The following is a 26,864-nucleotide window of genomic DNA, read 5'->3' as shown; positions in this document are numbered from 1 at the left end:
TTCACGTCGGTGTATTTCTTGAGTATTCCCCAATCAGTTCCCTCCCAGTGGGAGAGGGGACTGACCGAGTTGTCTGGCGAGTGACACCGACGTGAAAGACCGAGTCGATTATGGATTCAACGTCAATCGTTCACGTCGGCGTATCTCTTGAATATCCCCCAATCGGTCCCCTCTCCCTCTGGGAGAGGGCTAGGGTGAGGGAAGCCAATCTCCAGCCAATCACTTAAGCGCCGGATCCCCCATGTTCATCTTCTTCCACCCCTGCAACAGCACCTGCGCCTTTGGCTCCTGCCCGCTGTCGAGATACCACTGAATCAGCGACAACCGCGCATTGCGGTTCGCCGGTTGAGCCTTGAGCAAACCTTCGAGCACCGCACACGCCTCATCGACCTTGCCACTTTCATGCAGCGCCACCGCCAGCACATAACCGTACTGCGCGTTCTGCGGCTCCAGTTGCGCGGCTTTCTTCAATGGGGACATGGCCTCGGCAGCCTTGCCTGCGCGGATCAGCGACAGACCGCGAGTGTGCTGCAACAGCGCGGCCTCTGGATGCTGCTTGAGGCTGTCATCCAGCAGTGTCTGCGCCTCTTGGCCACGACCATTGGCCTCCAGCCATTGCACCAGCGTCACCAGTGCCGGGTAGAAATCCGGGTCGCGTTTGAGTGCCGAACGTAACAAGCCTTCAACTTCCGAACCACGGCCACTGGCCTGATACAACATCGCCAGATTCAGATTGGCCTCGGCACGCTCCAGCAGGCTCTTCTGCACCGCCTCGTACTCGGCAATCGCTGAATCCCAATTGGCTTGCGCTGCGCCAAGACCGCCATTGCGCGCAACACTCAACAGATCCCGCGCAGCAACGATGCGCACGGCTTTCACCGGATCGCCCAGCAACGGCGCCAACAACGGTGCGCGCTCTGGCGGCGGCAGGAATGCACTGATCGCCCGCACCGCACTTTCGCGCACCTGAGGCGCCGGGTTCTTCAGATCCAGCGTGGCCAGCTTCAAGGCCTGTTCGCTCGGATACAGCGGCAACTCCGCGAGCAACGTCGCCCGTTGAATCGCTGGCAAATTGCTGCGCTGCAACTGCTCGTACAGCGCATCAGCAGCCCCCGGCTGGCCATTGCGGATCAGCCACAGGCTTTCGTCATAGCGCGGAGCCTGGGTTGCGCTTGAGGCGCTCCACAACTTGAACTGCGCGGTGACCTTGTCGCCAGCCTTGCCCTGATGACAGGTCAGGCAAGCATCCGGGGTGCCGAGTTTCTGCGCTCGCTCCGGGTTGGGGATGCTGAAACTGTGGTCATGGCGGAAGTCGTTGCCCATGTAGAACTTGCCCGGCATGTGGCAATCCACGCACTGCGAGCCAGGCTGACCCATGGTGTGGCGGGTGTGTTCGATGGAGTCGTAGTTCTTCGCCTGCAAGCCCTTGCCATCAACGCCCTCGACCGAAGTCTTGCCGGCGGTGTTGTGGCATTGCAGGCACACCGCGTTGCCCGGGGCTTTCAGTTCGCTGCTGTGCGGGTTGTGGCAGTTGCTGCAACGCACGCCCTTGTCGAACATTTTGCTTTGCAGGAACGAGCCGTGTTCGAAGACCTCATCCTTGATCTTGCCGTCCAGCGCATACAGTTCGCGGGTGAGGATGCTCGGCAGGTAGTCGTCCATCAGGCGCTTGCCGACGGTGTAGCCATCGCCCAACGGCGCACGGCGCGCGTGGCAGCGGGCGCAGGTTTCGATCTCGACGGTGGCGTTCTTGTCCTTGAGGTCGACGTCAAAACCCTGATGGATCAGATCGGTTTTTTTCTGCGTCCATTCCAGATGGTTCGATGCTGGACCATGGCAGGCCTGGCAACCGACGCCGAGGCTGTTCCACTGACTGTTGAAGGTGTTGCTGGCCGCATCGAAATTGCGCTTGAAACCGGTGGTGTGGCACTCGACGCACATGAAGTTGGCGTTCTGGCTTGGCTTGCTCCAGTGCAGCGGATTCTTGAAGTTGACGCCTTGGCCGGGATAGAGATGAAACCAGCGATGTTTCTCGGTATCCCACGCCACGCCGAGCGCCTGCAAACGACCTTCGCCGACCTCGATCAGGTATTGCTGCAACGGCGCGATGCCGAAGGTGTAGGCGACTTTGAAGTCGGCGTTCTTGCCATTGATGCCAGGGGTATTGACCCAGAATTCATCGCCCTTGCGCGAGAATCGTGTGGTCTCGCTTTCGGCTTTGAATGTGACGTTATTGAAATCGCCGAGCATCGTTTCAGCGCTCGCCGGCTGCATCGCCAACTGGTGATGTGAACCTTGCCAGTCCTTGACCTGTTCGCTGTGGCAGCCCTGGCATTGTTGTTCATCGACCATCGTCGCCGGTTTGTTCACCACAACAGGCTGCGGCTTTACGGCTGCTGACACGCTTATTGGCGCAGGTTTTACGGGGGCGGGCGCAGGGCTGAACAGAAACCAGCCGATCCCTGCCACGGCGGCCAGCAGCACGCCAATGGTGATCGGGAACAGATATTTTGAGAGTGTAGATCGAGGCGAATCAGGGTCAGGTTGTGCTGTTTTATTTTTATGCTTGGGCATTGCGACTTCCGTAGTCCAGGTGCATTTGCCGTCGGGCGTGCGTTCAAGCCCGGTGCAGCTTTGCCGGATGACCGGTGTCTGTCAAATGACCGTTGTGATGCGCCGCGCAGCGTTGCGTGAATATTGTGCTTTGCAATCGCAATTACTGAGGTTTTAGCTATACCTGTAGTTCCCCCGGGCAAAGTTTTCGGCCTTCTGACAGGAGTTACAGCATGAAGCTAGCAGTGATGATGGGCACACTGTGTTTTGCCACCCTCGCAGTGGTAGGTTGTTCCAGCAAAACCGTCGACCCGAAAGAGTACTCCGGCTTCCTCAAGGACTACAGCCAGCTCAAAGAGGCCAAATCGCCCTCCGGTGCCGAGGTCATGCGCTGGATCGATCCGAAGGTCGACGTCAAGAAATTCACCAGCGTTTATATCGAGCCGACCCAGCTCTACCCGAAACCGCAGCCGACCGCGAAGATCTCCCAGCAGACCCTCAATGGCATCACTTCCTACTACGATCAGGCGCTCAAGCGTGAGATCGGCAAAGACCTGCCGTTGGCCACCGGCCCAGGCCCTGGCGTGATTGTGGTGCGTGCGGCGATCACCGCCGTGAGCAGCAAGACCGAAGGCCTGCACGCGTATGAGGTGATTCCGATTGCCCTGGTGGCAGCAGCGGTCAGCACGGCCAGCGGTATTCGCGATCAGGAAACTACGTTGGCCACCGAAGCGGTGTTCCTCGATGGCGCGAATAACAAGGTCGTCGCGCAAGTGGTACGCAAAGGCACCGGCAAGCCACTGGAAAATGATTCGCAGGCGATGACGGCCAATGATGTCAAACCTGTGATCGATGGCTGGGCCTCAGACCTGCGTCAGTCGTATCTGAAGCTCAAGGCTGCCAAGTAAACGCACGAGGCCGGAGGTCCGCGAGGATTCTCCGGCCTGTGCACACCCTCAGAAGTCGGCGCGCGCCCGGCGGTTGTAGTGACTGAGCAGGACGTCGTAACCGCGAGTGACGGCGTAGTAGTCGTCGCTCAAGCGTTGCGGTTCGGCGTGGTTTTGCCAGTCCTCGTGCAGGGTTCTCAACGCGTCGAGATACGTTTGCGAGGGCGCGCGGATGTAATCCCACAAGTCACGCGCGTCATCGTCCTTGTTTCGCAAACCACCCAAACGAAGGCCCATGAGCGGCTCGTGGCGATCCCACGCCTGCTGCAGATCGGCGGTGGTATCGGCCACGGCTTGCGGGGTCAGCGTGCGGTGTTTCATCCCGTCTTCGAGCAGGTCCAGTGTCTCCCGGGCCTGAATCATGTACGCCAGCAGAGACCAATGAATCTCCTTGCCTACCCGCGCTTCCAGCAGCTTGAGCTGCTCGGGGCGCTGAGCCACGTCCAGTGGCAGCAGTTCCTCTCGCAAGGCTGTCGATGCATTGATGTAGGCATTGCTGGCGGCCTGGATTTGCCCCGAGCCCTGGGACAACCGGGCGAGCGGCGTGGCATAAAAATTCGCACTTCTGTCGAGTCGCTCCGGCGTAAAGATCACCGCTGCTCCCTGCAGTGCTTGCGCGTAGTCACGGACTTTTTGTGAAAGCACTGGCTGATAGGCCAAGAGTTCGAGTTTTTCGTTGATATGACTGAGGCAGAGATCCTTTTGGATGTCCTGCACGGTGTACGCATCCGTGTTGTCGAAATCCCGTGCCTCAGCAAGATAATGCCCGAATGCATCACTTGTTGGCCGCGGACGTTCGAATTTGTCGTAGGCGTTGCGCCAGTGCACATCGACACGGTTGACGCAGGCAATGATCGGGCTCAACGCGTTGACCTGGGCGGTCACCGGGGATTCGCGCTGATCAAGCCACAGATCGAGTTTCAGGAACGGCCGGGTCGCGCTCGACAGCCCCATCACCACCAGAACGACCACTACGCCGCTGACAAACATGAATCTCGACGTCATGGCCGTGCCTCCGCGGGATACCACTGCTCACGGGTGGCGGGAGCGCCGCAATCGAAAGAACTCGCCGGCAACCGGCTACACAAACGCTCGGCCCAGGGTTGTAGCCCCTGATTGCGATTGACCGTGCCTTGACTGGCGGCCACTTTGAACACGCCCAGCACCAGCACCAGGGCGACAACCCCAAGTAGCGTCAGGCCGATTTTCGCCGGCAGGTTAGTCTTTTCCCAGGACGTGTGTGGCTTGACCTGACGGCGACGGATCAAACCCACGCAGGCCAGTGTCGCAGCATAGACGACGCCAGCGATGGGGCCGAAAAACCAGCTGAGCCCAGCCACCATCAATGCGCAGGGAATCAGATCACGCAGTATGCCGAACGGTGCAGCCTCCTTGGCGAACCCCGGCCACAACCGTGCGCTGAGGCGGTCATCCAGCAGCCAATGGGTGTGCGCCAATTCGTGAGTCAGCCAGTTGATGCCCGCAGCGATCACCCCAAACACGATCGTTGAGGTCATGACGATATTGAACAGCCCGGTGACGCGCAGCCCCAGCGGGATGAAATGAGTAAACGCACCGATCAGACAGGCCAGCACCACGCCAAGGTAGGTCGGCCATTCGCCACGGCTCAGCTCCCAGTCACGCCAGAAGAACGCGGTGCCACCGGGCAACTCTGCGCAGACCTTCGGATGATTGGCATACAGCGCCGAACTCAAATGTCGGCAATGCTCCCAATCTTTCTCACGCAGGCGCCGGGCTAGCGCGCGACGCTGGCTGAACGGGCCGCTGCCGAGCAACAGGCGGGCGGCGCGATGTTCGGCAGTGGCGGGCGGCTCTTGCGCGAGTTGACGCTGTTGCGCGATAAAAATCGGTGCCTCATGGCGCGCGACCAGACGCTTCCATTCATCTTGCGGGCAACGGTTGGCCGGGCCGGAATGCCAGCCCTGGCCCGCGCAAACCTGTTCGAAAATAGCGCAAGACCAGTATTCGCTGTCCAGTAGCAATCGACTCAGGAACAGGTTGAACCACAGTCGGTGTACTTCAGCGTCGAGCCAGAGGCATTGCGCGCACTGTGCGTAGGCCTGCAAAAAGGCTGCACTGTCCTCAAGATCGAGGGCATCACGCAGCGGTCGAGTAATACGTTCGCGCTGCTGATTGAGCAAATGTTCGATGGATTCCTCATCCAGTTCCAGGCGCTGCCAGGCACTGAACCAGTGATAGGTCTGCACCGCCCAATCGACCATCGGCGCCGATGTTTGCGGGTTTTCGATGCAATGCTGCAGCAGGGTTTCTTCGAGGATATGCGCGCAACCCTGCTCAACGGCGAGGGCATGGCGTTGTTGCAACTGCGCAAGGCTGGTGCCTTGCAGCGAGCGAGTTGCCTGTTGCAAGGCATCGACTTCGACCACGGTCAGGCCGGTCAAATCCCAGCTGTCGTCTTCGCTCTCTGTGTCTTCGTTGGCCTGCGCCCATTCCTTGTAATTCAGGGCTTGCTCATAGGCGTCACGCAGGCGCTGGAAGCCCTCGGCGTCTTCGTCCGGACGGGTCTGTTTGAGCAGGGCAGCGTATTGGCGTTTGATACTGCGCGTATCGGCGTCGGCCGTAAGGCCAAGGACGGTCCAGCAACTCATTGCGTGTACAACTCCATTGAAAACCTGCGACGCGGTCCAGTGATGGCACTTTGATTTTGCGCACCCTACCTGTTTCGCGTCGAAAAGTCCTCAGCCGTCGTTTATTTGCCGACGAACCAGCGGAAATAGGGGTTGCCACCATCACTGCGCATCACCCGCCAACTGACTCTGCAAGGGGACGGCGCACTGGCGACAGGAGCAGTCGAGTGACACGAGGCTGCGATCTTTTAATCTTGTTTTTTAAATGCAAAATCAAAAGATCGTCCGATCGCGGCCCGAGCCTTCGGCAGCTCCTACCTGTGCGTATTTCAATTCGGGATGTTTAAGCGTTGTTTGGAATTTGCGGAACGTTCCCACAAGGTTTTCAGGTTGTCCGTCGGACGTCGGGTCTCTAGCCTGTGTTCGTCGCTGCCAAATCAGCGACCGGGACTGGAAACCCCGACGGGTATTAGTGGCGCGTACACGCCTTTCATAACGTATCCTTGCGCACTTCGAATGTGTGCACTCCGTTATGGCGGCTGTGCGCGGGAGACCTTCGGGTCGACCGGGTCGCCGCTGCCCGGGTTTCCAACCTGCGTACAGCTGCCACCTCTTCGTCCGGAAACCGAATGGGGCAGCTCCAACTTTCCAGTGGAGTTACACCATGAAAAAACCAACACCCAATCCCCCAGAATCAGACGCCGACACTACATCCCCCTACGCCTCAGTCGACAGCAAAAAACTCCACGAAGCCGCCGACCGCGCCCTCGATTTCTACCTCAACCCCTCCGCCCCCATCATGTCCAGCGCCAACGAGCCGGAACCCATGTACCTCGCCAATCCCAGGTACAACACCGAATCCCTGCTCGCCAACGCCAGCGAAACCCTCGGCTCGGCCAGCGAAATGCTGATCAACTTCGCCGCATCGCTGGAAACCTCGCACCGCAAGACTGCACTGGGGATCGCACAGGTCGTCATGTTGGGGGAGTTAGCGGTGAACCAAGCCCTGGATCACGTAGACTCAAGAACTGATCTCTCTTGAATGATCGTTCCCACGCTCTGCACGGGAATGCAGTGCCTGACGCTTTGCGTCTAATCCGCAAGCTGGAACGCGGAGCGTCCCTTGAGGCATTCCCACGCAGAGCGTGGGAACGATCAAGACAAATCGTAATGCTGGTGAACTCGCGGTGAATCATGCCCTGGATCACGTCGAATTCAAGAACTGATCTCTGTTGAATGATCGTTCCCACGCTCTGCACGGGAATGCAGTGCCTGACGATTTGCGTCTAATCCGCAAGCTGGAACGCGGAGCGTCCCTTGAGGCATTCCCACGCAGAGCGTGGGAACGATCAAGACAAATCGTAATGCTGGGTGAACTCGCGGTGAATCAAGCCCTGGATCACGTCGAACTCAAGAATTGATCTCTCTTGAATGATCGTTCCCACGCTCTGCGTGGGAATGCAGCCCTTGACGCTCTGCGTCAAATTCGCAAGCTGGAACGCAGAGCGTCCCTTGAGGCATTCCCACGCAGAGCGTGGGAACGATCAAACCATCAAGAAGAGCGTGTACTAAAGCGTTCGGGTTGGAAGTTGACGTGAGTACTGGTGATATTTACACCCTGTCAGGTTTGACAGTTGTCGTGGTGAGAGGGAAGGCGTTTGATTGCTGGGTGACGCGCAGAAATCTGGCATGCGCGAAAAAAATGAAAGGAGACGAATATGAATACGGTTACGGGAACAGTGAAGTGGTTCGACGATGGAAAGGGGTTCGGCTTTATTACACCAGATGGAGGGGGCGAGGATCTGTATGCGCACGTTTCTGCGATTAGTTCCAGTGAAGTTAAAACGCTAAAAGAAGGCCAGAGGGTTGCGTTCGGGATTACGCAGTGGGCCAAAGGACTGGCAGCTTCAAATATCCAGGCGATCTGAATATCACTGCTTTTGTAGGCGCTGCCGAAGGCTGCGATCTTTTGATGTTTGATCTGGAAAAACAAGATCAAAAGATCGCAGCCTTCGGCAGCTCCTACATGGGATGTCCGGTTCAGCTGTTTTTCTTGGCTTGTTCGCGAACGCGTTCTTCTTGCGCACGTGCTTCGGGGGTGAATTCGGCGCCGAAGTCTTCGGCGGAGAATATCTGGCGGATTTCAATATCGGACTCGCCCGGCATCGGGTTAGGGCAGCGCTTGACCCATTCGATGGCTTCTTCTTTCGATTTCACTTCCCAGATCCAGTAACCCGCCACCAGTTCTTTGGTCTCGATGAACGGCCCGTCGATGACCGTGCGTTTGTCACCGGAGAAATGCACACGCGCACCTTTGCTGCTCGGGTGCAGGCCGTCGGCGTCGATGAGAATGCCGGCTTTGACCAGCTCTTCGTTGAAGTTGCCCATCGCGGTGATCAGTTCTTCGCTGGGCATGATGCCGGCTTCCGAATCGGCGCTGGCTTTGACAAGGATCATGAATCGCATGGCGGTGACTCCGAGGATTGTGGGGATTCGTTGTTTAGTCGAACGAGCCAGCGGTGAATCGACAGGGATCCTAAATAAAAGACCAGTAACACCACAGAATCCAATGTGGGAGCGAGCCTGCTCGCGAAGAGGTCGTCACATTCGACATTTATGCTGACTGATCCAGCGCCTTCGCGAGCAGGCTCGCTCCCACAGTGGGAATAGCGGTAGTTTTGTATACAATTTTTCGCGCAGGCACCCAACAATTTCATCAAAGGGCATAGGTGCTTGAAACATTTCGTGGTTAACTTCGGCCTCTTGCATGCTTTCCAATCAAAACATCAGAAGGACTCAAGTCATGGCTCAAGTCACCCTTAAAGGCAATCCGGTTCAAGTCAACGGCCAGTTGCCACAAGCCGGTTCCAAGGCGCCAGCCTTTTCTCTGGTTGCCGGCAATCTGTCCGACGTGACCCTGAAAGACTTCGCCGGCAAGCGCAAAGTGCTGAACATCTTCCCAAGCGTCGACACCCCGACCTGCGCCACTTCCGTGCGCAAGTTCAACGCTCAGGCCAACGAAGTGGCAAACACCGTGGTGCTGTGCATCTCCGCTGACCTGCCGTTCGCCCAAGCGCGTTTCTGCGGCGCTGAAGGCCTGGAAAACGTACAGAACCTGTCGACCCTGCGCGGCGCCGAGTTCATCGAGAACTACGGTGTGGCCATCGCTGACGGCCCGCTGAAAGGCCTGACCGCCCGTGCCGTGGTGGTTCTGGACGAAAACGACAACGTGCTGCACAGCGAACTGGTCAACGAAATCGCGGAAGAGCCTAATTACGACGCTGCTCTGGCCGTCCTCAAGTAAGCTCTGCCACAACGCTTTACAATTGTTAACGGCCTGGCCCTGTCCAGGCCGTTTTCATTTGTGTATCAGTGTTTTGCCTCACACCTTGAAACGTAAGGTGTAAGTAAATTGCCGGTAAAGCTGCTTTGCTAATTCCCCATCAGTGCTTATCGTTCAGCCTCCCGTAATAGAAGCCCACGCGCCCAATGGTTAATCACTCCATGCAATCGTCCCCCCGTAATTCCCGTCGCTGGCTGATCAGCCTGCTTGTCTTGTTGGTGATCGCCGTTCTGTGCTGGAAATTCTGGCCCGCCGGTTCAGCCCACAAGGAGGGCGCTGACAAGGCTGCAGCCGGGCACACCGGGCGTTCGGGAATGATGCGGCCGGGCTTCGGTGGCGGCGCCGGGCCGATTCCGGTGCGCGTGGCGCCGGCGGTCACCGGCGACTTTCCGCTGTACTACAAAGCGCTGGGTACGGTGACGGCGCTGAACACCATCAATGTGCGCAGCCGGGTGGGCGGCGAACTGGTGAAAATCAATTTCGAAGAAGGGCAGATGGTCAAGGCCGGCGACCTGTTGGCGGAGATCGATCCACGTCCATACCAGAACGCCTTGCTGCAGGCTGAAGGCACGTTGCTGCAGAATCAGGCGCAACTGAAAAACGCCCAGGTCGACGTCGAGCGTTATCGCGGTCTGTACAAAGAGGACAGCATCGCCAAACAGACGCTGGACACCGCCGAAGCACTGGTCGGCCAGTATCTGGGCACGGTCAAGACCAATCAGGCCGCGGTCAACGACGCCAAGCTCAATCTCGAATTCACCAAGATCCGCGCGCCGATTGCCGGCCGTGTCGGTTTGCGTCAGGTTGACGTCGGCAACCTCGTTACCGCTAACGACACCACCTTCCTTGCAGTGATCACCCAGACGCAACCGATCAGTGTGGCTTTCACCTTGCCGGAAAACAGCCTTGAAACCGTGCTTGCGCGTTATCGCAGCGGCGCCAAGCTGCCGGCCGAAGCGTGGGATCGCGGCGACACCAAACTGCAAGCCACCGGCGTACTGCAAAGTCTCGACAACCAGATCGACGTCGCCACCGGCACCCTGAAGTTCAAGGCCCGCTACGAAAACCGCGATCAGGCGCTGTTCCCCAACCAGTTCGTCAACGTGCACTTGCTCGCTGACACGCTGAAAGGCGTGGTACTGGCACCGTCGGCAGCGATTCAGTTCGGCACCAACGGCACCTTCGTCTATGCGCTGGATGGCGACAAGAAAGTCACTATTCGCCAACTGAAGATTGGCGCCAGTGATGGCGAAAACACCGTGGTCACTGAAGGTCTGGCCGCTGGCGACCGCGTGGTACTGGAAGGCACTGACCGCCTGAAAGAAGGCAGTGAAGTGGAAGTGGTCAACGACAGCAATAAAGTGCCAACCACCCCGACCGAACACCTGCAAGGCAAGTCCGCCGCCCAGACGCCAGACGCTGCGGTCACTGACAAGGCCAAGAAGGGCGCATGAACATTTCGCGGCTGTTCATCCTCCGACCGGTAGCTACCACCCTGAGCATGCTGGCCATTGTTCTGGCCGGCCTGATCGCTTATCGCTTGCTGCCGGTATCGGCGTTGCCACAGGTCGATTACCCGACCATCCGCGTCATGACCTTGTATCCCGGCGCCAGCCCGGACGTGATGACCAGTGCCGTGACCGCGCCACTCGAGCGCCAGTTCGGGCAGATGCCTGGCCTGACGCAAATGGCCTCGACCAGTTCCGGCGGTGCGTCGGTGCTGACCCTGCGTTTCAGCCTCGACATCAACATGGACGTCGCCGAACAGCAGGTGCAAGCCGCGATCAACGCCGCGACCAATCTGCTGCCGACCGATTTGCCAGCACCGCCGGTGTACAACAAGGTCAACCCGGCGGACACCCCGGTGCTGACCCTGGCGATCACCTCGAAAACCATGCTGCTGCCCAAACTCAATGACCTGGTCGATACGCGCATGGCGCAGAAAATCGCCCAGATCAGCGGCGTCGGCATGGTCAGCATTGCCGGCGGTCAGCGCCAGGCCGTGCGCATCAAGGTCAACCCGGAAGCGTTGGCCGCCAATAGCCTGAACCTGTCGGACGTGCGTACCTTGATCGGCGCTTCCAACGTCAATCAGCCGAAAGGCAACTTCGACGGCCCGACCCGAGTGTCGATGCTCGACGCCAACGATCAACTGACCTCGCCCGAGGACTACGCCAATCTGATTCTCGCCTACAAGAACGGCGCGCCGTTACGGCTCAAGGACGTGGCGGAAATCGTCGACGGCGCCGAGAACGAGCGCCTCGCCGCGTGGGCCAACCAGAATCAGGCGGTATTGCTGAACATCCAGCGTCAGCCGGGTGCCAACGTGATCGAAGTGGTTGACCGCATCAAGGCGCTGCTGCCGAGCATCACCGACAACCTGCCGGCCGGCCTTGATGTCACTGTGCTGACCGACCGTACGCAGACCATCCGCGCCTCGGTCACCGACGTCCAGCACGAACTGCTCATCGCCATCGCCCTGGTGGTGATGGTGACATTCCTGTTCCTGCGCCGCGCCAGTGCCACGATCATTCCGTCGGTGGCGGTGCCGCTGTCGCTGATCGGCACCTTTGGCGTGATGTACCTGGCCGGGTTCTCGGTGAATAACCTGACCCTGATGGCCCTGACCATTGCCACCGGTTTTGTGGTCGACGACGCCATCGTCATGCTCGAGAACATCGCGCGCTTCATCGAAGAGGGCGACAGCCCGATGCAAGCCGCGCTCAAGGGCGCCAAGCAGATCGGCTTCACCCTGATCTCCTTGACCCTGTCGCTGATCGCGGTACTGATTCCGCTGTTGTTCATGGCGGACGTAGTCGGGCGCTTGTTCCGCGAGTTCGCCATCACCCTGGCCGTGGCAATCCTGATTTCCCTGGTGGTTTCGCTGACCCTGACGCCGATGATGTGCGCGCGTTTGCTCAAGCGTGAGCCGGAAGCACATGAGCAGGGCCGTTTCTACCGTGCCAGCGGTGCTGTCATCGACTGGATGATCGCCGAGTATGGTCGGATGCTGCGCTGGGTGCTCAAGCATCAGCCGCTGACCCTGCTGGTGGCTATCGGCACACTGGCGTTGACCGTGTTCCTCTATATGGTCGTGCCAAAGGGCTTCTTCCCGGTACAGGACACCGGGGTGATTCAGGGCATTTCCGAAGCGCCGCAGTCGATTTCCTTCGCGGCGATGGGCGAGCGTCAACAGGAACTGGCGAAAATCATTCTCGAAGATCCGGCGGTGCAGAGCCTGTCGTCCTACATCGGCGTCGACGGCGATAACGCCACGCTCAACAGCGGGCGCTTGCTGATCAACCTCAAGCCCCACGGCGATCGCGATCTGAGCGCCACTGAAGTGATTGCGCGCCTGCAACCGCAACTGGACAAACTGGTCGGTATCCGTCTGTTCATGCAGCCGGTGCAGGACCTGACCATCGAGGACCGCGTCAGCCGCACGCAATATCAGTTCAGCATGTCCTCGCCGGACTCCGAACTGCTCAGCCAGTGGAGCGGCCGTCTGGTCGAAGCGTTGGCCCAGCGTCCGGAACTGACCGACGTTGCCAGTGATTTGCAGGACAAGGGTTTGCAGGTGTATCTGGTGATCGACCGCGATGCGGCGTCACGCCTTGGCGTCTCGGTGGCGAACATCACCGATGCGCTGTACGACGCTTTTGGCCAGCGCCAGATTTCGACGATTTACACCCAGGCCAGCCAGTACCGCGTGGTACTGCAAGCTCAGGCCGGGGAGAAGATCGGCCCGCAGGCGCTGGACCAGATTCACGTCAAGACCACCGATGGCGCGCAGGTACGCCTGTCGAGCCTGGCCCATGTGGAAGAACGTCAGGCGCAACTGGCGATCACCCATATCGGCCAGTTCCCGGCGGTGATGATGTCATTCAACCTGGCGCCCGGTGTAGCGCTGGGGCATGCGGTCGACGTTATCGAGCAGGTGCAGAAAGACATCGGCATGCCGGTTGGCGTGCAGACCCAGTTCCAGGGTGCGGCCGAAGCCTTCCAGGCCTCGTTGTCGAGCACCTTGCTGCTGATTCTGGCGGCGGTGGTGACCATGTACATCGTGCTGGGCGTGCTCTACGAGAGCTACATTCACCCGATCACCATTCTCTCGACCTTGCCGTCGGCGGCGGTCGGTGCCTTGCTGGCGTTGCTGCTCAGTGGCAATGACCTGGGCATGATCGCGATCATCGGCATCATCCTGTTGATCGGTATCGTGAAAAAGAACGCGATCATGATGATCGACTTCGCCCTCGATGCTGAACGCACCCAAGGCATGGCGCCGGAGCAGGCGATCTATCAGGCCGCGCTGCTGCGCTTCCGGCCAATCCTCATGACCACGCTGGCGGCGCTGTTTGGTGCGGTGCCGTTGATGCTCGCCACCGGTTCCGGGGCTGAATTGCGCCAGCCGCTGGGTCTGGTGATGGTCGGCGGTCTGCTGGTGAGCCAGGTGCTGACGCTGTTCACCACGCCAGTGATCTACCTGTACTTCGACCGCCTCGGGCGACGCTTTGGCAAGACCAATGCGGATGCTGAAGAGGTGTCGGTATGACTTCGCGAGCATCACACATCCCTTGTGGGAGCGAGCCTGCTCGCGAAAGCGGCCTATCAGGCAACATCATTGTTGAATACAAGATTGCATTCGCGAGCAGGCTCGCTCCCACAGGGATCTGCGGTGAAGGCGGAGATCGCGTTCGATGAACCTCTCCGGTCCTTTCATCAAGCGTCCCGTGGCGACGATGCTGCTGAGCCTGGCGATCATGCTGCTCGGCGGTGTCAGCTTCGGCCTGCTGCCGGTGGCGCCGCTGCCGCAAATGGATTTCCCGGTGATCGTCGTGCAGGCGAGCCTGCCCGGTGCCAGCCCGGAGGTCATGGCGTCCACCGTGGCCACGCCGCTGGAGCGCTCGTTCGGCGCGATTGCCGGCGTCAACACCATGAGCAGCCGTTCCAGTCAGGGTTCGACCCGGGTCATTCTGCAGTTTGACCTCGACCGCGACATCAACGGCGCCGCGCGGGAAGTGCAGGCGGCGATCAACGCGTCGCGCAACCTGCTGCCGAGCGGTATGCGCAGCATGCCGACCTACAAAAAGGTCAACCCGTCGCAAGCGCCGATCATGGTGCTGTCGCTGACCTCCGATGTGCTGGAAAAAGGCCAGCTCTACGATTTGGCCTCGACCATTCTTTCGCAGAGCCTTTCGCAAGTGCAGGGCGTTGGCGAAGTGCAGATCGGCGGCAGTTCACTGCCGGCGGTGCGTATCGAACTCGAACCGCAAGCGCTGAACCAGTACGGCGTGGCGCTCGACGATGTGCGCAAGACTATCGCCGATGCCAACGTGCGCAGGCCAAAAGGTTCGGTCGAGGACGGTCAGCGCTTGTGGCAGATCCAGGCCAATGACCAACTGGAAAAAGCCAAGGATTACGAATCACTGATCATCCACTATGCCGACGGCGCGGCGTTGCGCCTCAAGGACGTGGCCAAGGTCAGCGACGGTGTCGAGGACCGCTACAACAGCGGTTTCTTCAACGATGACGCGGCGGTGCTGTTGGTGATCAACCGTCAGGCCGGCGCCAACATCATCGAGACGGTCAACGAGATCAAAGCGCAGTTGCCGGCCCTGCAAGCCGTGTTGCCGGCCAGCGTGAAGCTGAATCTGGCCATGGACCGCTCACCGGTGATCAAGGCCACCCTGCACGAAGCAGAGATGACGCTGCTGATTGCCGTGGCACTGGTGATTCTGGTGGTGTTCCTGTTCCTTGGGAACTTCCGCGCCTCGCTGATTCCGACACTGGCCGTGCCGGTGTCGCTGGTCGGCACCTTTGCGGTGATGTACCTCTACGGATTTTCGCTGAACAACCTGTCGCTGATGGCGCTGATTCTCGCCACCGGACTGGTGGTGGACGACGCCATCGTGGTGCTGGAGAACATTTCCCGGCACATCGACGAAGGCGTCAAACCGATGCAGGCCGCGTACCTCGGGGCCAAGGAAGTCGGTTTCACCTTGCTGTCGATGAACGTTTCGCTGGTCGCGGTGTTCCTGTCGATTCTGTTCATGGGCGGCATCGTCGAGAGCCTGTTTCGTGAGTTTTCCATCACCCTGGCGGCAGCCATTGTCGTCTCGCTGGTGGTTTCCCTGACGCTGACGCCGATGCTCTGCGCCCGTTGGCTCAAGCCGCACACGCCGGGGCAGGAGAACCGTCTGCAACGCTGGAGCCGCCGCACCAACGACTGGATGGTTGGCAAATACGCCAGCAGCCTCGACTGGGTGTTGCGCCATCGTCGTCTGACCTTGCTCAGTCTGCTGATCACCGTTGGCGTGAACGTCGCGCTGTACGTGGTGGTGCCGAAAACCTTCATGCCGCAGCAGGACACCGGCCAGTTGATCGGTTTCGTGCGCGGTGACGACGGCCTGTCGTTCAGTGTGATGCAGCCGAAAATGGAAATCTTCCGCCGTGCCGTGCTCAAGGACGAAGCAGTGGAAAGCGTCGCCGGGTTCATCGGTGGCAGCAACGGCACCAACAACGCCTTCATGCTGGTACGTCTGAAGCCGATCAAGGAACGCCAGCTCAATGCGCAAAAGGTCATCGAACGCCTGCGCAAGGAAATGCCCAAGGTCCCTGGTGCACAATTGATGCTGATGGCGGATCAGGATCTGCAATTTGGCGGCGGCCGCGAACAGACCACCTCGCAGTACAGCTACATTTTGCAAAGCGGTGATTTGAGCGAGTTGCGCAAGTGGTACCCGAAAGTGGTTACCGCGTTAAGGGCCTTGCCGGAGTTGACGGCCATTGACGCCCGAGAGGGAGCAGGCGCCCAGCAAGTGACGCTGATTGTCGACCGCGATCAGGCCAAACGCCTCGGTGTCGACATGGACATGGTTACCTCGGTGTTGAACAACGCCTACAGCCAGCGGCAGATTTCGACGATCTACGACAGCCTCAACCAGTATCAGGTGGTGATGGAGGTCAATCCGAAATACGCCCAGGACCCGGTGACGCTCAAGCAGGTGCAGGTGATCACCGCTGACGGTGCGCGGGTGCCGCTGTCGACCTTCGCTCATTACGAAAACAGCCTGGAGGACGACCGCGTCAGCCACGAAGGCCAGTTTGCCTCCGAAGACATTTCCTTCGACATGGCCGAAGGCGTGACGGTGGAGCAGGGCAGTGCTGCCATCGAGCGGGCGATTGCCAAGCTCGGCCTGCCGGAAGACGTCATCGCGAAAATGGCCGGCACCGCCGACGCTTTTGCCGCGACGCAGAAGAGCCAGCCGTTCATGATTCTGGGTGCGTTGCTGGCGGTGTATCTGGTGTTGGGCGTGCTGTATGAAAGCTACATTCACCCGCTGACGATTCTGTCGACCCTGCCGTCGGCCGGTGTCGGCGCGTTGCTGTCGATCTATGCGCTGGGCGGCGAGTTCAGCCTGATCTCGTTGCTCGGGTTGTTCCTGCTGATTGGCGTGGTGAAGAAAAACGCCATTTTGATGATCGACCTCGCGTTGCAACTGGAGCGTCATCAAGGCCTGTCGCCGCTGGAGTCGATCCGCAGCGCCTGCCTGCAACGCCTGCGGCCGATTCTGATGACCACGCTGGCAGCAATTCTCGGTGCCTTGCCGTTGCTGCTCAGCCGGGCCGAAGGCGCGGAAATGCGCCAGCCGCTCGGTTTGACCATCATCGGTGGACTGATTTTCAGCCAGGTACTGACGCTTTACACCACGCCTGTGGTTTACCTCTATCTCGACAAGCTGCGCCATCGTTTCAACAAATGGCGTGGCGTGCGTACTGACGCCGCTCTGGAAACTCCGCTATGACTGACCGTTCGCTTTTCAATCTGGCCACTGTGCGCGGCTCGCGTCTGCTGAGCCTGTCGCTGTGCGTGGCGATGCTCAGTGCCTGCGCTGTCGGCCCGGACTACCAGCGTCCGCAGACCGCTGAAATTGCCCAGTACAAGGAAGCCGAGGGCTGGACCCAGGCCAACCCGAGCGACTCGCTGGCCCGGGGTGCGTGGTGGGAGTTGTACGGCGATCAGCAGCTCAACGGCTTGATCGAACGCCTGAACAATGCCAACCAGACCGTCGCGCAGTCGGAAGCCCAGTACCGGCAAGCGCAGGCTTTGGTGCGCAGCGCTCGCGGGGCGTTTTACCCGAGTGTCGATCTGAGCCTGGGTAAAACCCGCTCCAGCCAAGGCACCGGCAGCAGCAGTTCGAGTCTGAGCAGTTCCTCCAGCGGCATCCGTGATACCTACAACGCTGAACTGGGCGTCAGTTGGGAAGCCGATGTGTGGGGCAAGTTGCGCCGTGGGCTTGAGGCTGATGAGGCCAGCGCCCAAGCCAGTTTTGCCGATCTGGCGGCGATGCGTCTGAGTCAGCAGTCGGAGCTGGTGCAGAACTACCTGCAATTGCGGGTGATCGATCAGCAGAAACGGCTGCTCGAAGCCACGGTTGCCGCTTACGAACGCTCGCTGAAAATGACCCAGAACCAATACCGCGCGGGCGTTTCCGGGCGGGATGCGGTGGCCCAGGCGCAGACGCAACTGAAAAGCACCCAGGCCGATCTGGTTGACCTGATCTGGCAACGCGCGCAGTTCGAAAATGCGATTGCCGTACTGACCGGTCAAGCACCGGCGGATTTCAACATTGCTGAAGTGCAGACCATTCCCAAGCTGCCGCAGGTGCCGTTGAGCTTGCCCTCGCAGTTGCTGGAACGGCGCCCGGACATCGCTTCGGCGGAGCGTTCGGTGATCGCCGCCAACGCCAACATCGGTGTGGCCAAAGCAGCGTATTACCCGGATCTGAGCCTGAGCCTGAGCGGCGGTTACAGCAGCAGTACCTCGCAGAACCTGATCAGCCTGCCGAACCGCTTCTGGTCGGTCGGGCCGAAACTGGCGCTGCCGCTGTTCGACGGCGGCATTCGTTCGGCGGAAGTCGATCGTACCGAAGCGGTGTATGACCAGACCGTGGCCAAGTACCGCCAGACCGTGCTCGACGGTTTCCGCGAGGTGGAAAACTATCTGGTGCAGCTCAAGGTTTACGAGGATGAAGCGGCGGTGCGCCAGGAAGCCCTCGATGCTGCCCGCGACTCCCTGCGCCTGACGGAAAACCAGTACAAGGCCGGGCTGATTGCCTACATCGATGTGGTGGTGGTGCAAGCCACGGCGTTGAGTAACGAGCGCAGCGTGCTGAACATTCTGCAAAGCCGCTTGATTGCCAGCGTGCAATTGATTGCCGCGCTGGGCGGCGGTTGGGATGGGCAACTGGATGTCAGCGATAACACCCGCTGAAGGCTGGCTTCACTGATCATTCCCACGCTCTGCGTGGGAATGCAGCCCGGGACGCTCCGCGTCCCATCCAGAGCCGAACGCAGAGCGTCCGCTGAGGCATTCCCACGCAGAGCGTGGGAACGATCGTGTAAAGGCGTGAGCGCCGGGCCAGAGCCTTGTCGGACGATCGAACAAGCGTTTCATCGGCTTGATGGCCAATTGCTTACTTTGTCAGTGCGTTCTTCTGTGCAATCAGTACAATCGCCGCATTTGCCCGACCGGGAACGGACGCAATCCGCGTTGGGTGGCCACGAGAAATCCCATGCTCATCGGTAGTTATTCCTCCACCCTGGTTTTCATTTCGTTATGCGTGGCGATTCTCGCTTCCTACACCGCGCTCGACCTCACCGGTCGCATCGCCACGGCCAAGGGCCGTGCCGTGCATTTCTGGACGGCGGGGGGAGCGTTCGCCATGGGCATCGGCGTCTGGTCGATGCATTTCATTGGCATGCTCGCCTTCAAACTGCCGATCGATCTCGGCTATGACATCAGTCTGACCGTGCTGTCGCTGCTGATCGCCGTGTTGTCCTGCGGGTTCGCGCTGTGGCTGGTCAGCCAGCCGAAACTGCCAATGCTGCAACTGGCATTGGGTGCGTTGATCATGGGCAGCGGGATCAGCGCCATGCATTACACCGGCATGGCGGCGATGCGCATGACGCCCGGCATTGATTACGACCCGACGCTGTTCGGCGCCTCGTTGCTGATTGCCGTCGGTGCGTCGGCGGCGGCGCTGTGGATCGCCTTCCGCTTGCGTCAGCATTCTCCCTATGTGCGTCTGATTCGCGGCGGCGCGGCGATCATCATGGGCATCGCGATTGTCGGCATGCATTACACCGGCATGGCTGCTGCGCAATTCCCTGATGGCAGTTTCTGTGGCGCCACCGTCAATGGCTTGAAAGGCAATGGCCTCGACAGCCTGGTGTTGATTACCACGTTGGCGGTGCTGTCGATTGCCTTGCTGACCTCGATTCTCGACGCGCGCCTCGAAGCGCGCACCGCCGATCTCGCGCACTCGTTGACCGTGGCCAACCGCGAACTCACCCAGCTGGCCCTGCACGACACCCTGACCGGGCTGCCGAACCGCATGCTGCTGGACGACCGCATTAATCAGGCAATGAAAAAGGTCCATGAGCAGGGCGGCTGTTTTGCCTTGATGTTCATCGATCTGGACGGCTTCAAACCGGTTAACGATGCGTTTGGTCATCACATGGGCGATCAGTTGCTGCGTGAAGTGGGGTTGCGTCTGCGTGAAGACTTGCGCGGCCCGGACACGCTGGCGCGGATCGGTGGCGATGAATTCGTGTTGTTGGTGCGCCTCACCGAACCCAATGACGCTTTGGGATTGGCGGCCCGTCAGGTCGGCTTGATCGCGCAATCGTTCCGCGTCGCCGAGCATGACTTGCAGATCTCCGCCAGCGTCGGCATCGCCCTGTATCCGGGCAATGGCCAGAACGCGCAGGAACTGCTGATGAACGCCGACGCAGCGATGTACCACGCCAAGGGCGGCGGCAAAAACGGCTACAGTTTTTTCGATGCCTCGATGAACAACAACGCACGCAAGCAGTTGCAGTTGTTGCAGGACCTGCGTGCGGCACTTGAGCACAGCCAGTTCAGCTTGCACTACCAACCCAAGTTCGATGCCGCCAATGGCCGTCCGGTCGGCGCTGAAGCGCTGTTGCGTTGGCAGCACCCGACCCACGGCATGCTGATGCCGGACAAGTTCATCGAACTGGCCGAGAAAACCGGTCTGATCATTCCGATCGGTGAATGGGTGCTCAACGAAGCCTGCCGGCAGATGCGCGAGTGGTACGTGCTCGGTTACACCGATTGGCGCATCGCGGTGAATCTGTCGGCGTTGCAGTTTTGCCACACAGGGCTGGTACGCAGCGTGGCCAAGGCGCTGGCCACCCACCACTTGCCGGCCAACAGCCTGACCCTGGAAATCACCGAAACCACGGCGATGAGCGATGCCGATGCGAGCATGACGGTGTTGCAGGAGTTGTCGGACATGGGCGTCGATCTGTCGATCGATGACTTCGGCACCGGTTATTCCAGTCTGATGTATCTCAAGCGTTTGCCGGCCAATGAGCTGAAGATCGACCGTGGATTTGTGCGCGATCTTGAGCATGACAGCGACGATGCGGCGATTGTCTCGGCGATTGTTGCGTTGGGGCAGGCGCTCGGTTTGCGCATTGTCGCGGAAGGCGTGGAAACCGGCGTGCAGCAGGAATTTCTGACGCAGTTGGGTTGTGATTCGTTGCAGGGGTATCTGCTGGGGCATCCGATGCCGGCGGAAAAATTCATGCAGGATATTGCGCGGGGTGAGCAGTTAGCGGTGGTCTGATCGACCGCGTTATCGTTCTTCGCGAGCAGGCTCGCTCCCACAGGGGGGCGGCGTGGAGCACAAATCCAGTGTGGGAGCGAGCTTGCTCGCGAAGGCGTCTGCCCAGACACCACAGACTCCATGCAAAACCCGCCAATGGCGGTTATTCTTCCCCCCGACTGTTACGTGTGCATTTGGGGGAAAGGCCAGCATGGATAAAGTCATTGTGATCACCGGTGGCGGACGCGGAATTGGCGCCGCGACGGCGCTGTTGGCTGCCGGGCAAGGCTATCGGATCTGCATCAACTATCAGTCGGATGAACAGGCTGCGCAAAGCGTGCTGGAGCAAGTCCGTGCCTTGGGTGCACAGGCCATCGCGGTGCGGGCCGATGTCAGCATCGAAGACGAGGTGATCGCGCTGTTCCAACGGGTCGACAGCGAACTGGGCCGCGTCACCGCTTTGGTGAACAACGCTGGCACCGTCGGACAAAAGTCGCGAGTCGACGAAATGTCCGAATTCCGTATCCTCAAAATCATGAAAACCAATGTCCTGGCACCGATCCTCTGCGCCAAGCACGCGATCCTGCGCATGTCACCCAAGCACGGCGGGCAGGGCGGCAGCATCGTCAACGTGTCGTCGGTGGCTTCGCGTCTCGGCTCGCCGAACGAATACGTCGATTACGCCGCGTCCAAAGGTGCACTCGATACCTTCACCATCGGTTTGTCCAAGGAAGTGGCGGGCGAGGGAATTCGCGTCAACGCGGTGCGTCCGGGTTACATCTATACCGATTTCCATGCCTTGAGCGGCGATCCGGATCGGGTCAGCAAGCTGGAGTCGGCGATTCCAATGGCCCGTGGCGGCCGGCCGGATGAGGTGGCGGAGGCGATTGTCTGGTTGTTGTCGGACAAGGCGTCGTATGCGACCGGGACGTTTGTTGATTTGGGGGGCGGGCGTTAAGCCCTGAACATTTCGTTGCCAGGTCGGCCCTCTTCGCGAGCAGGCTCGCTCCCACATTGGTTCTGTGTCCGGCACAAATCCAAGGTGGGAGCGAGCCTGCTCGCGAAGGCAATAGCCCAAGCAACACAGGACTGTCAGAACGACCGCACAATCCGCCCCAACGTCTCCATAGCCTTCTCCGAATCCTCAGTCCAAGGGCTGCCATAGTTCAGACGAATACAGTTCCTGAACCGCTGCGTCGGCGAGAAAATCGGCCCCGGGGCAATGCTGATGCCTTGCGCCAGTGCCATCTGAAACAGCTTCAATGAATCCATCTGCGGTGGCAATTCCAGCCACAGGAAGTAACCACCTGCGGGTTGGCTGACCCGCGTCTGCGCCGGGAAATAACGGGCAATCGCGGCGAGCATCGCGCTTTGCTGTTCTTCGAGGGCGTAACGCAATTTGCGTAAGTGACGGTCGTAGCCGCCGTGTTGCAGATAGTCGGCAATCGCTGCCTGCGCGGGCATCGAGGCACACAGCGAGGTCATCAGTTTCAGCCGTTCGATTTTCTGCGCATAACGCCCGGCGGCGACCCAGCCGATGCGGTAACCGGGGGCCAGGCTTTTGGCGAACGAGCCGCAATGCATCACCAGGCCTTCGGTGTCGAAGGCCTTGGCCGGTTTCGGTGCCTGTTGGCCGTAATAGAGTTCGGCGTAGACATCGTCTTCGATCAGTGGCACTTGGTGGCGGCGCAGCAGTTCGACCAGTTCCTGTTTCTTCGCCTCGGGCATGGTGGCGCCCATCGGGTTCTGGAAACTGGTCATGCACCAGCAGGCCTTGATCGGATGGCGTTCCAGGGTTTGCGCTAGCACGCCGAGGTCGATGCCATCGCGCGGGTGCACGGGGATTTCCACGGCTTTGAGTTTCAGCCGTTCCAGTACTTGCAGGCTGGCGTAGAACGCCGGGGCCTCGATTGCCACCAGATCGCCGGGTTCGGTCACGGCTTGCAAGCACAGGTTCAGCGCTTCGAGGGCGCCGTTGGTGATCAGCAGTTCTTCCATCGGCAGCATCAGGCCGCCGACCATGTAGCGCAGAGCGATTTGCCGGCGCAGTTGCGGATTGCCCGGCGACATGTCGGTGACGACCATGCGCGGATCCATCTCGCGGGCAGCGCTGGCCAGCGAGCGCGACAGGCGTTGCAGCGGAAACAGCGTCGGGCTGGGGAATGCCGAGCCGAAGGGGATGGTGCTCGGGTCTTTGATCGAATCGAGGACCGAGAACACCAGTTCGCTGACGTCGACTTCGGTGGAATCGTTGACGTGGCTACTGATCACCGGCTCGGAAAACGGGCTCGGCGCGTGGGTGTTGACGAAGTAACCGGAGCGCGGCCGCGCGCGGATCAGGCCGCGGCGTTCGAGCAGGTAATAGGCCTGGAACACCGTGGACGGGCTGACACCGTAGGTCTGGCTGGCGTAACGCACCGAAGGCACGCGCTGGCCGGGGCCAAGCACGCCGGAGCGGATCAGTTCAGCGATGTCGTCGGCGAATTTTTCGTAGCGTTTCATCGAGGAGCCTTGGTGCTGGTTGATGATGAGGTGTGTCAGGGGAACTGCCCCTCACCCTAACCCTCTCCCAAAGGGAGAGGGGACTGATTGCGGGATGCTTGTGAACTACACCGACCTGAAAGTACTTTGTTGAATCCATAATCGACTCGGCCGGAAAGTGCTTTGCTGAATCCATAATCGACTCGGTCTGTCAGGTCGATGTATAGCGACAGACACCTCGGTCGGCCCCCTCTACCCCTGGGAGAGGGCTGGGGTGAGGGAGCGGATTCTAAGGGATCAACGATTCATCGGCGCAACAAACCTGCTCTTCGCCACGCTATAAATTTCAGGCTCATCGCTGTCGGCAATCTTGAAACTCAAGGTCTGCGAGCTGCTGGCCGGACGTTCCGTGGTCATCGCCACCGACACCGGCACATCGACAATCTCTCCCGGGGCCAGGCTCATCTCGGTCTTGCCTTGCAGCTGGAAGCCATCGCCATCCACCAGCGTCAGGTTGTAGTCCTGGCGTTGCTGGGTCTTGTTGATGACTTTGAGGCTATAGATGTTTTCGATCTGGCCTTGACCGTTTTCACGGAACAAGCCGCGATCCTTGGTCACGTCCAGCGAGACCATCGGCCGCTCCACCAGCGCCAATGCCAGCGCGCCAATCATCGCCACCAGCACCACGCTGTAGCCGATCAAACGCGGGCGCAGCAGATGGGTTTTGCCACCCTGCAATTCGCGCTCGGAACTGTAGCGGATCAAACCACGCGGGTAATTCATTTTGTCCATGATCGAGTCACAGGCATCGATGCACGCGGCACAACCGATGCACTCCATCTGCAAGCCATCGCGAATGTCGATGCCGGTCGGGCAGACCTGCACGCACAACTGACAGTCGATGCAATCGCCCAGGCCTGCTTCCAGCGGTTTCACGTCGCGTTTACGCGGGCCACGGTTTTCGCCACGGGCCACGTCATAGGAAATCGCCAGGGTGTCCTTGTCGAACATCACGCTCTGGAACCGCGCATACGGGCACATGTGCATGCACACCGCCTCACGTAACCAACCGGCGTTGATGTAGGTGGCAGCGGTGAAAAACAGCACCCAGAACAGACTGACGCCACCAATTTGCAGGGTCAGCAATTCTTCGGCCAATGGCCGGATAGGGGTGAAATAACCGACGAAGGTCAGGCCGGTCAGCACGCTGATCGCCAGCCACAGGGTGTGCTTGGCCGCACGGCGCGCCAGTTTGTTCAGGTTCCACGGCGCGGCTTGCAGTTTGATCCGTTGGTTGCGTTCGCCTTCGGTGATCTTCTCGCACCACATGAAGATCCATGTCCACGAACTCTGCGGGCAGGTGTAGCCGCACCAGACCCGGCCGGCGAACACGGTGATGGCGAACAGGCCGAACGCGGCAATGATCAGCAGCGCCGAGAGCAGGATGAAATCCTGCGGCCAGAACGTCGCGCCGAAGATGTGGAATTTGCTTTCGGAAAGATCCCAGAGCACTGCCTGACGCCCGCCCCAGTTCAGCCACACGGTGCCGAAAAACAACACGAACAGAAAACCCGCGCCGCTCATGCGCAGGGTGCGGAACAGGCCGGTGAAGCTGCGGGTGTGGATCTGGTTGTCGCTGGACCTGGCCGTCGCCTTCATTGGGCGTGCGGGCACACTTTTGATAGTTGGAGATGCTTCTACGGTTCGGACGGGGATTTGTTCGCTCATGGTTATTCGCTCATCAGCCTCCATCAGGCCAGAGCACTATGAGCGCCGATCTGTTTGCATAACAGACTCAGCTATTTCAATAAAAAGCGGATCAGATGCGTTTCTGCGCAACGCCTGCGACAACTTGAAGCAGCCCGCAGACACGGGCGCAAACGCCTATCGCAGGCGTTTGCGCGGGGTGTTGATCAAGGTCAGTCAAATCACCGAACCACTCTCGTCGGCCTTCAAATGCTTGCGGCCGTCCTTGGCGCCTGCGACGGTCAATTCGTCGGCTTCTGCCTCGGTGATGTAAACGCGGCGGCCTTCTATTTCCACGAACGACATGGCTTTTTCGCTGTCCGTCCTGACTTCCAGGGTGTCGCAAATGCGAATTTCCTCGCCATGTTCAACGGGGAAAAAACACACTTTTTGCTCGGGGTTGGATTCATCGACTCGAAGAGGCATAGGAACAGTCCTTTTTTTCAGGGAGGTCTGCAAGGTTAGGGCGCACGCTGCGCCGATCGTTCTGCGCAACTGATTAATGGTCGCCGCTGTCCATCCTCTATAGACCCAATAACAAGGACTGCACGATGAACGCGTGGTGGCATGAAGTGTGGGAAACCCTGCAGGCGGAGTTCGCCGACGTTGGCGATGCTTCGCAATTGACGCGCATTACCGTGCGCCTGCTGATGGCGGCGATTCTGGGCGGCATTCTCGGGTTCGAGCGTGAGCACAAGGGCAAGGCTGCAGGGGTGCGCACGCATATGTTGGTGGCGCTGGGGGCGGCGTTGTTTGTACTGGTGCCGCAGACGTCCGGGGCCGAGTCCGATGCGATGAGTCGCGTGGTGCAAGGGGTGATTGCCGGGATCGGTTTTCTCGGTGCCGGGACTATCCTGAAAAACAAGGAAGGCGATGAGGGCCATGTCAAAGGTCTGACCACGGCTGCCGGGCTGTGGATGACGGCGGCCATTGGTGTCGCTGCCGGCCTTGGCCGGGAAGCCACGGCGCTGCTCAGTACCTTTCTGGCGCTGGGGATTTTCAGCGTGATGCCGCGCATCGTAAAACTCTTCGAAAAAGAAGAGGAGAAGACTGATGATCACTGACTGATCGTTGCCACGTTGATCGTTCCCACGCTCTGCGTGGGAATGCCTCAATGGACGCTCCGCGTCCGCTTTGGGACGCGGAGCGTCCCGGGCTGCATTCCCACGCGGAGCGTGGGAACGATCAGTCAGACGATGACTGGTGGCATCGTCGTTGGTGGTTCTTCTTTCGGCGGTGGCGTGGTGCCAGGTGGTTCCTGCTCGGGAATCGGTTGCGGCTCAGTCTCGGGCAAAGTGGGTTTGTCGATGTTCGGATCGGGCGTTTCCGCCGGGATCGGGATGTTCATCTGTAGACCTCCGTGTGGCACATGGCGTGAGAAGTGCTTAAGTGGATTGACCACCCTGCGCGCAATTCGATCCGCTTTTCTGACACGGCAATTTCATCTGAACTTTTCCCGGCGCCGGTCGCTCGGAACCTAAGTGAGTTCATTTCGGGGCAGGTGCTTCGTTGTGAACACTGATCCGGCACAAGAGCGTCCTTGGGGCGT

Annotated in this window: 19 protein-coding genes; 11 read left to right on the top strand and 8 right to left on the bottom strand. The window is 59.7% G+C overall.

The window, feature by feature from the left end; genetic code table 11:
• Positions 1-219 precede the first annotated feature (219 nt).
• On the bottom strand, positions 220-2,574 hold the full coding sequence (locus AB4N44_RS03950; RefSeq protein WP_460110136.1) for a tetratricopeptide repeat protein: 2,355 nt from the start codon (positions 2,572-2,574) through the stop codon (positions 220-222).
• Positions 2,575-2,786: 212 nt separating this feature from the next.
• Here AB4N44_RS03950 and AB4N44_RS03945 point away from each other — a divergent pair, with 212 nt between their 5' ends.
• A complete protein-coding gene (locus AB4N44_RS03945) occupies positions 2,787-3,461 on the top strand; it encodes a DUF3313 domain-containing protein (protein ID WP_160040348.1) in 675 nt (224 codons plus the stop codon).
• 48 nt (positions 3,462-3,509) lie between these two features.
• Here AB4N44_RS03945 and AB4N44_RS03940 read toward each other — a convergent pair whose 3' ends face one another.
• Positions 3,510-4,505: a YiiG family protein gene (locus tag AB4N44_RS03940; RefSeq protein ID WP_150776509.1), complete on the bottom strand. Its 996-nt coding sequence runs from the start codon at positions 4,503-4,505 to the stop codon at positions 3,510-3,512.
• Positions 4,502-6,130, bottom strand: coding sequence for a J domain-containing protein (locus AB4N44_RS03935; protein WP_460110138.1), 1,629 nt, complete (start codon positions 6,128-6,130; stop codon positions 4,502-4,504). The genes AB4N44_RS03940 and AB4N44_RS03935 overlap by 4 nt, the downstream gene beginning before the upstream one ends.
• A 643-nt stretch (positions 6,131-6,773) precedes the next feature.
• Here AB4N44_RS03935 and AB4N44_RS03930 point away from each other — a divergent pair.
• Together AB4N44_RS03930 and AB4N44_RS03925 are read left to right on the top strand one after the other, a co-directional pair.
• Positions 6,774-7,151 (top strand): DUF6124 family protein, encoded by a 378-nt coding sequence (locus AB4N44_RS03930; RefSeq protein ID WP_460110140.1) that lies wholly within the window; start codon positions 6,774-6,776, stop codon positions 7,149-7,151.
• 676 nt (positions 7,152-7,827) lie between these two features.
• Positions 7,828-8,037, top strand: a complete 210-nt coding sequence (locus AB4N44_RS03925; protein WP_127928012.1) for a cold-shock protein — start codon at positions 7,828-7,830, stop codon at positions 8,035-8,037.
• Between the two features lie 112 nt (positions 8,038-8,149).
• Here the strand turns inward: AB4N44_RS03925 and AB4N44_RS03920 are convergent, their stop codons facing one another.
• Positions 8,150-8,575 (bottom strand): YciI family protein, encoded by a 426-nt coding sequence (locus AB4N44_RS03920; protein WP_122597854.1) that lies wholly within the window; start codon positions 8,573-8,575, stop codon positions 8,150-8,152.
• A gap of 337 nt (positions 8,576-8,912) precedes the next feature.
• Between AB4N44_RS03920 and tpx the strand changes: the two genes are divergently transcribed.
• From tpx to AB4N44_RS03885, 7 genes are all read left to right on the top strand, one after another.
• Positions 8,913-9,413: a thiol peroxidase gene (gene tpx, locus AB4N44_RS03915; protein WP_460110142.1), complete on the top strand. Its 501-nt coding sequence runs from the start codon at positions 8,913-8,915 to the stop codon at positions 9,411-9,413.
• 185 nt (positions 9,414-9,598) lie between these two features.
• Positions 9,599-10,906, top strand: coding sequence for an MdtA/MuxA family multidrug efflux RND transporter periplasmic adaptor subunit (locus AB4N44_RS03910; RefSeq protein ID WP_160040342.1), 1,308 nt, complete (start codon positions 9,599-9,601; stop codon positions 10,904-10,906).
• A complete protein-coding gene (locus AB4N44_RS03905) occupies positions 10,903-14,004 on the top strand; it encodes an MdtB/MuxB family multidrug efflux RND transporter permease subunit (RefSeq protein WP_160040339.1) in 3,102 nt (1,033 codons plus the stop codon). Before AB4N44_RS03910 ends, AB4N44_RS03905 begins: the two co-directional genes overlap by 4 nt.
• 145 nt (positions 14,005-14,149) lie before the next feature.
• A complete protein-coding gene (locus tag AB4N44_RS03900) occupies positions 14,150-17,257 on the top strand; it encodes an efflux RND transporter permease subunit (RefSeq protein ID WP_150752265.1) in 3,108 nt (1,035 codons plus the stop codon).
• A complete protein-coding gene (locus tag AB4N44_RS03895; RefSeq protein ID WP_127928006.1) occupies positions 17,254-18,726 on the top strand; it encodes an efflux transporter outer membrane subunit in 1,473 nt (490 codons plus the stop codon). The genes AB4N44_RS03900 and AB4N44_RS03895 overlap by 4 nt, the downstream gene beginning before the upstream one ends.
• Before the next feature lie 301 nt (positions 18,727-19,027).
• On the top strand, positions 19,028-21,109 hold the full coding sequence (locus AB4N44_RS03890) for a putative bifunctional diguanylate cyclase/phosphodiesterase (protein WP_127928004.1): 2,082 nt from the start codon (positions 19,028-19,030) through the stop codon (positions 21,107-21,109).
• 190 nt (positions 21,110-21,299) lie between these two features.
• Positions 21,300-22,046, top strand: a complete 747-nt coding sequence (locus AB4N44_RS03885) for an SDR family oxidoreductase (RefSeq protein WP_127928002.1) — start codon at positions 21,300-21,302, stop codon at positions 22,044-22,046.
• 134 nt (positions 22,047-22,180) lie between these two features.
• Here the strand turns inward: AB4N44_RS03885 and mapR are convergent, their stop codons facing one another.
• From mapR to AB4N44_RS03870, 3 genes are all read right to left on the bottom strand, one after another.
• Positions 22,181-23,590, bottom strand: coding sequence for a GntR family transcriptional regulator MpaR (mapR, locus tag AB4N44_RS03880; RefSeq protein ID WP_034155962.1), 1,410 nt, complete (start codon positions 23,588-23,590; stop codon positions 22,181-22,183).
• 276 nt (positions 23,591-23,866) lie between these two features.
• Positions 23,867-25,297: a cytochrome c oxidase accessory protein CcoG gene (gene ccoG, locus AB4N44_RS03875; RefSeq protein ID WP_460110151.1), complete on the bottom strand. Its 1,431-nt coding sequence runs from the start codon at positions 25,295-25,297 to the stop codon at positions 23,867-23,869.
• 195 nt (positions 25,298-25,492) lie between these two features.
• A complete protein-coding gene (locus AB4N44_RS03870) occupies positions 25,493-25,741 on the bottom strand; it encodes a DUF3203 family protein (protein WP_455807527.1) in 249 nt (82 codons plus the stop codon).
• 125 nt (positions 25,742-25,866) lie between these two features.
• On the opposite strand from AB4N44_RS03870, the gene AB4N44_RS03865 reads away from it, so the two are divergent.
• A complete protein-coding gene (locus tag AB4N44_RS03865) occupies positions 25,867-26,379 on the top strand; it encodes an MgtC/SapB family protein (RefSeq protein WP_077572699.1) in 513 nt (170 codons plus the stop codon).
• Between the two features lie 125 nt (positions 26,380-26,504).
• Here the strand turns inward: AB4N44_RS03865 and AB4N44_RS03860 are convergent, their stop codons facing one another.
• Positions 26,505-26,663, bottom strand: a complete 159-nt coding sequence (locus AB4N44_RS03860; RefSeq protein ID WP_003224520.1) for a hypothetical protein — start codon at positions 26,661-26,663, stop codon at positions 26,505-26,507.
• Between the last annotated feature and the right edge of the window lie 201 nt (positions 26,664-26,864).

It is taken from the genome of Pseudomonas sp. S3_C06 (assembly GCF_054667675.1).
The sequence above is the reverse complement of the archived record's forward strand: the minus strand, read 5'-3'. Positions and strand labels throughout refer to the sequence as shown.